Annotated in this window: 9 protein-coding genes; 3 read left to right on the top strand and 6 right to left on the bottom strand. The window is 75.8% G+C overall.

Features of this window, described 5'->3' with window-relative positions; all coding sequences use genetic code 11:
* Nucleotides 1-192: 192 nt before the first annotated feature.
* The 6 genes from H7A69_RS16795 to H7A69_RS16770 all read right to left on the bottom strand — a co-directional run bounded on the left by H7A69_RS16795 (nucleotide 193) and on the right by H7A69_RS16770 (nucleotide 6,448).
* Nucleotides 193-1,650, bottom strand: a complete 1,458-nt coding sequence (locus H7A69_RS16795) for a PfkB family carbohydrate kinase (RefSeq protein ID WP_259346285.1) — start codon at nucleotides 1,648-1,650, stop codon at nucleotides 193-195.
* Nucleotides 1,647-2,273 (bottom strand): SIS domain-containing protein, encoded by a 627-nt coding sequence (locus H7A69_RS16790; protein ID WP_069710924.1) that lies wholly within the window; start codon nucleotides 2,271-2,273, stop codon nucleotides 1,647-1,649. The genes H7A69_RS16795 and H7A69_RS16790 overlap by 4 nt, the downstream gene beginning before the upstream one ends.
* Entirely contained in the window at nucleotides 2,270-3,664 is a 1,395-nt protein-coding gene (locus H7A69_RS16785; protein ID WP_182048091.1) for a glycosyltransferase, read from the bottom strand. The genes H7A69_RS16790 and H7A69_RS16785 overlap by 4 nt, the downstream gene beginning before the upstream one ends.
* Nucleotides 3,661-4,662: a glycosyltransferase gene (locus H7A69_RS16780; RefSeq protein WP_182048090.1), complete on the bottom strand. Its 1,002-nt coding sequence runs from the start codon at nucleotides 4,660-4,662 to the stop codon at nucleotides 3,661-3,663. Before H7A69_RS16780 ends, H7A69_RS16785 begins: the two co-directional genes overlap by 4 nt.
* Nucleotides 4,663-4,796: 134 nt before the next feature.
* Nucleotides 4,797-5,855, bottom strand: a complete 1,059-nt coding sequence (locus H7A69_RS16775) for a glycosyltransferase family 9 protein (protein WP_182048092.1) — start codon at nucleotides 5,853-5,855, stop codon at nucleotides 4,797-4,799.
* Nucleotides 5,856-5,896: 41 nt separating this feature from the next.
* Nucleotides 5,897-6,448 carry a D-glycero-alpha-D-manno-heptose-1,7-bisphosphate 7-phosphatase gene (locus tag H7A69_RS16770; protein WP_182048089.1) on the bottom strand — a complete coding sequence of 184 codons (552 nt, stop codon included), beginning with the start codon at nucleotides 6,446-6,448 and terminating at the stop codon, nucleotides 5,897-5,899.
* Nucleotides 6,449-6,509: 61 nt separating this feature from the next.
* Here H7A69_RS16770 and H7A69_RS16765 point away from each other — a divergent pair, with 61 nt between their 5' ends.
* From H7A69_RS16765 to H7A69_RS16755, 3 genes are all read left to right on the top strand, one after another.
* Complete coding sequence (locus H7A69_RS16765) at nucleotides 6,510-7,484, top strand: glycosyltransferase family 9 protein (RefSeq protein ID WP_259346284.1); 975 nt, start codon at nucleotides 6,510-6,512, stop codon at nucleotides 7,482-7,484.
* A gap of 75 nt (nucleotides 7,485-7,559) precedes the next feature.
* On the top strand, nucleotides 7,560-7,916 hold the full coding sequence (locus tag H7A69_RS16760) for a PRC-barrel domain-containing protein (RefSeq protein WP_069710920.1): 357 nt from the start codon (nucleotides 7,560-7,562) through the stop codon (nucleotides 7,914-7,916).
* 122 nt (nucleotides 7,917-8,038) lie between these two features.
* Nucleotides 8,039-8,892 (top strand): SGNH/GDSL hydrolase family protein (locus H7A69_RS16755; protein ID WP_182048087.1); only part of this gene is annotated, 854 nt, incomplete at its 3' end.

Below are 8,892 nucleotides of genomic sequence, written 5' to 3'. Positions count from 1 at the left end.
GTCGGCGGTGCCGACGGGACGTTCGTGGTGACGGGCGTCGGACGGGAGGCGCGGGGCGGGGCTGCCCCGTGCCTCCCGTCCGACGCGGGTTCGGGGGGGGGTGGGGGGCGGTGGTGGGGCGGGGGTGCGGAGGGGGGGGGCGGGGCGGGGCTGCCCAGTGCGCGCCGGGCGACGCGGGGTCGGGGTGGGGCGTCAGCCGACCGCGGCGAGGGCCGCGGCCAGGCGGGTGGTCGACCGACCGGGGTGGAACGGGACCGTGACGACCCGGCCGCCCCACTCGGCGAGCGTCGCCGCCTCGGGCAGCTCGCTGGCGGCGTAGTCGCCGCCCTTCGCCCAGACGTCCGGGCGGAAGCGGCGCAGCGCCTCGTCCGGGGTGTGCTCGTCGAAGACGACGACGGCGTCGACGCAGTCGAGTGCGAGCAGGAGCTCGACGCGGTCGTCCTGGCTCATGATCGGCCGCTCCGGACCCTTGAGGGCTCGGACCGAGTCGTCGGAGTTGAGGCAGACGACCAGGCAGTCGCCGAGCGCCCGGGCCGCGGAGAGCGTCCGCGCGTGCCCGGCGTGCAGCAGGTCGAAGCACCCGCCGGTCGCGACGACGGTGCCGCCGGCGCTGCGCACCTCGTGCACGACGCGCAGGGCGTCGCGGTCGACGCCGGGCACCGCCACGGGAGCGGGTCCGTCGTCGGCGAAGAGCGCGGTGACGCCGCCGGCCGCGAGGTACTCGGACGCGGCGAGCACGCCCGCCTCGACGGCCTCGGTGACGTCCGCGCCCTCGGCGAGGGCGATCGCGACGCCGGCCGCCAGCCGGTCGCCCGCTCCGCAGGGGTCGCCGGCGGTGACGGACGGGGCGGGGACGAAGCGGCTGTCGAGCGCACCGGAGCCGGCGCCGCCGTCCGCGGCGGGACGGCGGGACGCGACGAGCGCACCGCGGTCGCCCATGGTGACGGCGACGGCGTCGACGCCCCAGGTGTCGACGAGCGCCGCGGCGGCGACGGTGGCGAAGGGCACGCCCTCGCCGGGGACGTCCGTGTAGCGACGCGCTTCGGACGTGTTCGGGGTGACGACCGCGGTGCCGACCACGGGGGCGGCGCCCTTCGGGTGCGGGTCCCAGACGACGGGCGTGGTGCGGGCGGCGGCGGTGAGCGCGTCGCGGAGGCCCGCGGACGCGGCGACTCCGCGGCCGTAGTCGGCGACGACGATCGCGTCGGCACCCTCGAGTGCCGCGGTCATCTCGGCGGTGGTCTCGGGGACCGGGGGCGTCGCGCAGCCCTCGTCGATGCGGACCAGGGCGTGGTCGACGACCCGCACGCGGGTCTTGACCGGCGTCGGCGCACCGGAGGGACCGGCGACGACCCGCACGTCGGGCAGCAGGGCGCGGATCTCGGCGGCGCGGTCGTCGTCGCTCAGGACGGTGACGAGCGTCACGTCGTGGCCGTCGCGGACCAGCATCATGGCGACGAGACCGGCGCCGCCGGCACGACGGTCGTCGGTGCGGACGTCGACGACGGGGACCGGGGCGTCCGGGCTGAGGCGCTCGCTCGTGCCGGACACGTCGACGTCGAGCAGGGTGTCGCCGACGACGACGATCCGGCGACGCAGACCGCCGCCGGTGCTCGGCGAGGTACCGCCGGTGCGCTGTGCGCCGCTCACCGGCGGCCACCGCGGCGGAGGGCCGGCTCCATGGCCCGGCAGAGCGCGTGCACGAGGACCAGCTGGGCCTCCTGCACGTTCGCCGACGGACCCTCGATGCAGATGGCGTCGTCGACCGCCTCGGCCAGCGGGTTGGGGCCGGGGCCCGTCATCGCTATCGAGCGGGCGCCGACGGCGCGGGCCGCCTCGGCGGCGCGGAGCAGGTTCGGGCTCTTGCCGCTCGTGCTGAGCAGGACGACGACGTCACCGGCGCGGGCGTGCGCGGTGACCTGGCGGGCGAAGACCTCGTCGTAGCCGTAGTCGTTGCCGATCGCCGTGACCGCGGAGCTCTCCGCGTGCAGGGAGATCGCCGAGTAGGCGGGGCGGTCCCCGTCGAACCGGCCGGTCAGCTCGGAGGTCAGGTGCTGGGCCTCCGCGGCGGAACCGCCGTTGCCCGCGGCGAGCAGGCGACGGCCGGCCACCAGGCGTGCGGCGATGTCGTCCGCCCACGCGGCGATGTGGTCCTTGTGGTCCACGAGGGACGCGATCACGGGCACCGAGGCGGCCACGTGGTCGACGACCGTGCGGACGCTGTCGCTCTCGGTCGCCGGCTCGCGGGTGCCGGTCTGCTGCTCGATGGTCATCGTGCGGTCCTCTCCGTCGGGTGCGGCCGTGCCGCGGGCGTCGGGCGGGCGGTCCGTCCGGCGCGACCGGGGCGGGAGCCCGGGGTCAGGGTCGCGGGTTCCGCGGGCGCCGAGCCGGTGGCGGCCGCGGCGCTGGTCGGTGCGGGGGCGCCGCTCCCGGCGGCCACGCCGCCGGCGACGAGCCGCTCGTACACGCGCTCGCTGTCGGCGGCGACCTTGTGCCAGGTGTAGCGGGTCTCGGCGCGTTCGCGGCCGGCCCGGCCGTACGCCTCGCGGCGCTCGGCGTCGTCGAGCAGGCCGCCGACGGCCGCGGCGACGGCGTCCTCGTCGCGGGGCGGGACGTGCAGCCCCGTCGCGTCCTCGACGACCGTGTCGATGAGGCCGCCGACGCTGGAGGCGACGACCGGTCGGCCGCACGCCATCGCCTCGAGCGGCACGATGCCGAACGGTTCGTACCAGGGAGCGCAGACGACGACGTCGGCACTGCGGTAGACGGCCGGCATGTCGTGCTGGCCGAGCTGGCCGCGGAACGTGACGTGCTCGCGCACCCCGAGCGAGCGGGCCAGGGCGTCGAGGCGCTGGTACTCGGGGTCGTCGGCCAGGTCGGACCCGGCGGTGCCGGCGCCGCCGACCACCACGAGCTCGGCCTCGCGGCCCTCGTCCAGGAGCTTCGCGAGCGCGGCGATCGTGGTGCCGACGCCCTTGCGGCGGACCAGGCGCGACGCGGTCAGCACGCGGAACGGTCGGCCGCGTTCCTCGACGGGGCCGTCCAGTCGGAACAGTTCGGTGTCGACGCCGCACGGCACCACGGAGATGGCGTGCAGCGGGACGCCGAGGGCCTTGAGCTCGAAGGCCTCGTCGGAGCAGGTCGCGACGACCTGGTCGACGCTCCGGCCGACGGCGGGCTCGATCCACTCGCGCTCGGCGGGGCTGGTGTCGGCGGTGCCCTGGTGGCGGCGCTTCACGACGCCGAGGGCGTGGAAGGTCTGCACGACCGGGATCCGGATGCCACCCGTGCGGGCCTGCACCTGCTTGACGGCCTCGAGCGCCGCGTGGCCGGACATCCAGAAGTGCCCGTGCACGACGTCGGGGCGGTCGACGAACCACTCGGCGGCGAGCACCGACGCGAACGTGCCCATGTACGGGAACAGGTCGTCCTTCGGCACGTGCCGAGCGGGTCCCGCGTCGACGTGCACGACCTCGACGCCGGGTCGCAGCAGCACACGGACGGGTTGGTCGGCGTCGTCGCGCCGCGTGTAGACGGTCACCTGGTGGCCGCGGTCGGCGAGGGCTCCGGAGAGCTCCGCGACGTGCACGTTCTGTCCACCGGCGTCGACACCGCCGAGCACGGCGAGCGGGCTCGCGTGCTCGGACACCATCGCGATCTTCATCGGAGGCTCCCTTCCAGCGCGGCGGACGCCGCGTGCTCCCGTCGCGCACCACGCGCGACGGCGTCGTCGAGGAGGTCGTCCCAGTCGCCCAGGTACCGGCCGAGCGCGTGCCGCGCCAGGGCGGCCTCACGGGCGACGGCACCGCGGCGGCGGGCCTCCTCGGGGTCCTCCAGCAGCGTCCTGGAGGCGCGGACCAGCTCCTCGACGTCGGTCGCGATCGCGCCGGCCTCGGCGGGGACGGTGCGCGCCGCGTCGGTCGTCGCGAGCACCAGCACCGGCATCGCCATGTGCATCGACTCGATGAGCGACAGGCCGAGGGAGGTCCACCGGTTCGGGTGGACGTAGGCACGGCGCTGCGCGAGCGCCGCGTGCATGGGGTCGGCCGGCACGTCGCCGAGGGCGATCACGCGGTCGCCGAAGCCGAGCTCCGGCAGCCGTTCGGTCCCCATGCCCCAGAGGTCCACGGGGGCGACCTCGGCGAAGCGGGGGAGCAGGTCGGTGCCGACGACGCGACCGCGGCGGACCGGCTCGTTGATGACGACGCCGAAGCGCTCGAGCTCGCCGGTGTACAGCGGGCCCGGGTCGACGACGCCGTGCTCGATCACGGTGGTGCGGGTCGTGCCGCAGTCCCACATGAGGGCGTTCCAGTGCGTGACGTGCGCGATGACGAGGTCGTCACGGTCCCGCATCGGGTGCAGGCTGCTCGGGACGTCGACCCGCGGTGCGTTGTGCTCGACGAAGACCGTCGGGACCGAGCGGCCGCCCAGGAGTCGACGCGCCTCCTCGAGTTCCTCGGTGCGCTGCAGCACGACCACGTCGACCTCGGCGTCGGCGACGTCGGCCGGGTCGATCTCGATCACGGAGTCGGGCCAGTCACGGCCGCCGCGCCCGAGGCCCCAGCCGTCGCGGGCCGGGGTGGTCGGGACGAGGTACTCGTGGGGGCCGCGGACGAAGGCGTCCATCCAGCCGCCGTGCACGTGCCACACGAGGATCCGCATGCAGGGCCTTTCGGTCGATCGGGTTCCCACGAGCGGCCTCGCGCGCGCAGCGCGGGTGCCGACCGTCAGGAGCAGGAGGAGCAGTGGCGCACGCTACGGAAGCAGTGCTGCGCCCCTTCGCAGACTTCTCCGCTTCATCCGCGGAACGCGGTCGGGACCCCTGTCACGCTACGGCCGAGCAGGCGTTCGTGGGCGGCGAGGACGTCCTCGACGCGCACTCCGGACAGGCAGGGGTGCCCCGGGACCGGGCAGTCGCGGGCCCGGCTCAGCCGGCACGGGGCGCCCTGGTCGCCGAGCAGTTCGACGTCCGGGGCGTACGGCGCCCACTTCGCCGCGGGCACGACGGGCGAGAACAGGCTCACGATCTGCGCACCGACCGCGGCGGCGAGGTGCGCGGGGCCGGTGTTGCCGACGACGACCACCTCGGCGCCGGCGAGCACGGCGGCCAGCTCGGCGGGCGAGGTGCGGCCGCCGAGGTCGAGCGCCGTGTCGCCGGCCACCGACGCCGTGAGCGCGCGCTCGCCCGGACTGCCGGTGACGACGACGGGTACGCCCCGCTCGGCGTAGGCCGCCACCAGTGCGCGGTGGTGGTCCTCGGGCCACGACCGCGCCGGCACGCTCGCACCGGGGTGGACGACCACGTAGCGGTCCAGGGCGGCCACCTCGGGTGGTGCGACGGCGTCGTGACGGACCGCGAGCCTCCCGTCGTCCGACGCGGGCAGCGCGAAGCCCGCCGCCTGCGCGATCCGCAGGGCGCGCTCCGGCTCCGGGAGGTCCTCCGGCAGGTCCTCGCCCGGGCGCAGCCGCACGTCGAGGAGCGACCCCGGGTGGTCGACCGACGCCCCGGAGACCCGGGCGACCCCGGCCAGGCGGAGCAGCAGCGCGACGGGCAGGGGCGACTGGTGGAACGAGGTGAGGACGACGGCCTCGTCGGGCTGCTCCTCGGTGACCAGGGCACGGAACTCGCCGAGGAGCGCGTCGTCGATCGGCCGCGCCGTCTCGGTGACCCACGGGGCGGCCCACGTGCGCACACGGTCGACGCCGGGCAGCAGGTGTGCCGCCGGAGCACCCTGCGGACCGCAGAGCATCGTGACGTGCGCGGCACCGGCGGCCACCGCCCGGACGGCCGGGCCGGCGACGAGGACGTCGCCGAACGAGTCGAGGCGGACGACCAGGACGCGGGGACGGGGCATCGTCACGCCCGTCCGGGCGTCGGCGTCCGCCGACGCCGCGCTCACGCGCGTCCGACGGGGACGCGGGCGAGCACGAGGTCCACGGCCTCGGCCAGGTCGGCGGCGACGGTCGTGGCCGCGTCGACCTCCTCGGTGCGCGTGCGGGCCGTCGGCACGAGGATGCCCTGCGCTCCGGCCGCTGCCGCCGCGCCGACGTCGGCGCCGATGTCGCCGACCACGACGAGCTCCGAGGGGTCGACGCCGAGCCGCTCGGCCGCGTCGAGCACCATGCCGGGACGGGGCTTCCGGCACGAGCAGCCGTCACCGGCGTCGTGCGGGCAGACGCACCACACGTCGAACGGCCCGACCAGCTCGTCGACGCGAGCGTTGGTCGCGTCGACCTGCTCCCGGGTCGCCAGGCCCTTGGCGATCGCCGACTGGTTCGTCACGACGCCGACGAGCAGCCCAGCGGCCCGAGCCCGCTCGACGGCCCGGTGCGCACCCGGCACGGGCACCACGCGGTGCGGGTCGGCGTTGTACGGGACGTCGATGACGATCGTGTCGTCACGGTCGAAGAGCAGACCGCGGACGAGGCGGTCCTTCGCGAGAGCCATGCTCCTTGGTACCGGTCCGGAGCCGTGTGCCGCCACAGCGCAGTCCGGATACCGTCGTACCGTGACCGCTGTCCCCGCCCTGCCACCGTCCGACGGCCGCCCGGACCTCCTGGTCCTCCGCGCCATCAAGCTCGGCGACGCGCTCGTCGCCGTCCCCGCGCTGCACGCGCTCCGCCGGGCCTTCCCCGGCCACCGCATCACGCTCGCGACGACCGCGTGGCTCGCCCCGGTCGTCGAGCTGCTGCCGGTGGACGTGCACCTCGCCCAGCACGGCCTCGACCACGCGATCGCCGCGCCGGCCGGCGCGGTCGACGTCGCCGTGAACCTGCACGGTGCCGGACCGGAGTCGTCGGACCTGATCGCCGCGCTCGGCGCGCGACGGGTGATCGGCCACGCCGACCCGACGCACGGGTACGAGGGACCGGAGTGGCCGGACGACGTGCACGAGCGCGAGCGCTGGGCCGACCTGGTCACCTGGCACGGCATCCCCGCCGACCCCGACGAGGTCGCCATCGCCCGCCCGCAGGCACCCTCGGTCGCGCCCGGTGCCGCGGTGGTGCACATCGGCGCCTTCCACGGGGCACGGCACTGGCCGACGGACCGCTTCGCCGACGTGGTGCGCGGGCTCCGGGAGCGCGGTCTCGACGTCGTCCTGACGGGAGGCGCGGACGACGTCGAGCGCGCCACCACCGTCGCGCAGGCGGCCGGGCTCGACCCCTCGGCGGTCCTCGCGGGGGCGCTCGAGCTGCAGGCCTTCGCCGGCGTGGTCGCCGGGGCGTCGCTCGTGGTCACGGTCGACACCGGTGCCGCGCACCTCGCGTCGGCCTACGGCATCCCGTCGGTCGTGGTGTTCGGACCCGCCCCGCCGGAGGCGTGGGGGCCGCCGGCCTCGGGCCCGCACGTCGTCCTCACGGACGCCTCGGTCCGCCGCGGCGACGTCTTCGCCGAGGACCCGGACCCGGCGCTCCTGGCGGTCGGGGTCGACGACGTGCTCGCCGCCGTCGACTCGCTGCCCGTCCGGGCACAGCCGGTGTGAAGCGCTCGGGGGCGCACCGGTAGCGTCGCCGAGGAGCACACCAGCTCGAAGGACCACCGCTCGGAAGGAGCACCCGTGTTCGAAGCCGCCAACATCCGTGACTGGATCGGCCTGCCCGTCGTCGACGACACCGAGGACAAGATCGGCACGCTCGAGAGCATCTACTACGACACCGCGACCTCCGACCCGGCGTTCGGCGCCGTGACCACCGGACTGCCCGGGTTCCAGAAGCTGCTGTTCGTGCCGCTCGTCGGGGCGACGGTCGCGCCGAAGCACCTGCGCGCCGCGTTCTCGAAGAAGCTCGTGAAGGACTCGCCGACCATCCCGACCGACGGCGAGCTCGAGGCGTCGACCGAGCCGGTGCTGTACGAGCACTACGGGCTGCAGTACCAGACCGGCAGCGGGGGAGAGCGTCGCCTGGGTCGCCGCTGACGTGACGGCGAGGGCGGACGGGTAGTCTTGCCCGTCCGCCCTCGGCCCGACCGTCGCCGTCCCTCGTCCACCTGGAGCACCCCCTGAAGCGCACCGCCCGCCCGAAGCGGCTCGTCGCCGCCGTGGCCGTGCTCGCCGTCGTGGCGGTGGCGGTGGTCCTCCCGTGGTCGCCCGGTGCCGGACCGGGTGAGCGGGCCGCTGCGGCCCCCATGTGGCCCGTCCCGGAGCCCTACCCGGTGACCGACGAGCCCGCGGAGACCCTCCCCGCGATCCCGCCGGGCAGCGAGTACGTCGCGCTCGGTGACTCGTACTCGGCCGGATACGGCCTGCCGGACCCGACACGGCTGCCGACGAACGCGTGCGGGCAGTCCGCGCGGGACTTCCCGCACCGGATCGCCGCGCGCTTCGGCCTCGCGCTGACCGACGTCAGCTGCGCCGGGGCCACCAGCCGCGACGTGGTCTCCGGCCACCAGTTCCGCGGGGTGCCGCCGCAGGTCCGTGCGCTCTCGGAGCGCACCCGGCTCGTCACCCTGACGATCGGCGGGAACGACGCCGACCTCTTCGGGACCGCCGCGTCGTGCCTGGCGCTCTCCGCGCGCGGACCGGTGTTCTCCGGCCGCGACGCCCCGTCCTGCCGGAGCACGCTGGTGCACGACGGCGTCGACGACCTCGAGGTCCGCATCCGTTCCCGGGTCGCGCTCGGCATCGCCGACACGCTCGCGGCCGTCCGCCGGGCGGCGCCGAACGCCGAGGTCGTGCTCGTCGGCTACCCGGCGATCTTCCCCGACGCCGACCACACGCCCGAGCGCGGGTGCTTCCGGTCCGCGCTCGACCTCGGGTCGCTCGCGGGTTCGTTCCCGCGCGACACCTACCCGTTCACCGACAGCTCGGAAGATCGTCGCGTCGGGAACGAGTGCTCAGAGCCGTGCACCACAGCGGCGGCTTGCGTGCATAGGTCATCACCTGAACGACTATG

The organism is Curtobacterium sp. ME26 (genome assembly GCF_903970945.1).
Taxonomy (GTDB): Bacteria; Actinomycetota; Actinomycetes; order Actinomycetales; family Microbacteriaceae; genus Curtobacterium; species Curtobacterium citri.
The sequence above is the reverse complement of the archived record's forward strand: the minus strand, read 5'-3'. Positions and strand labels throughout refer to the sequence as shown.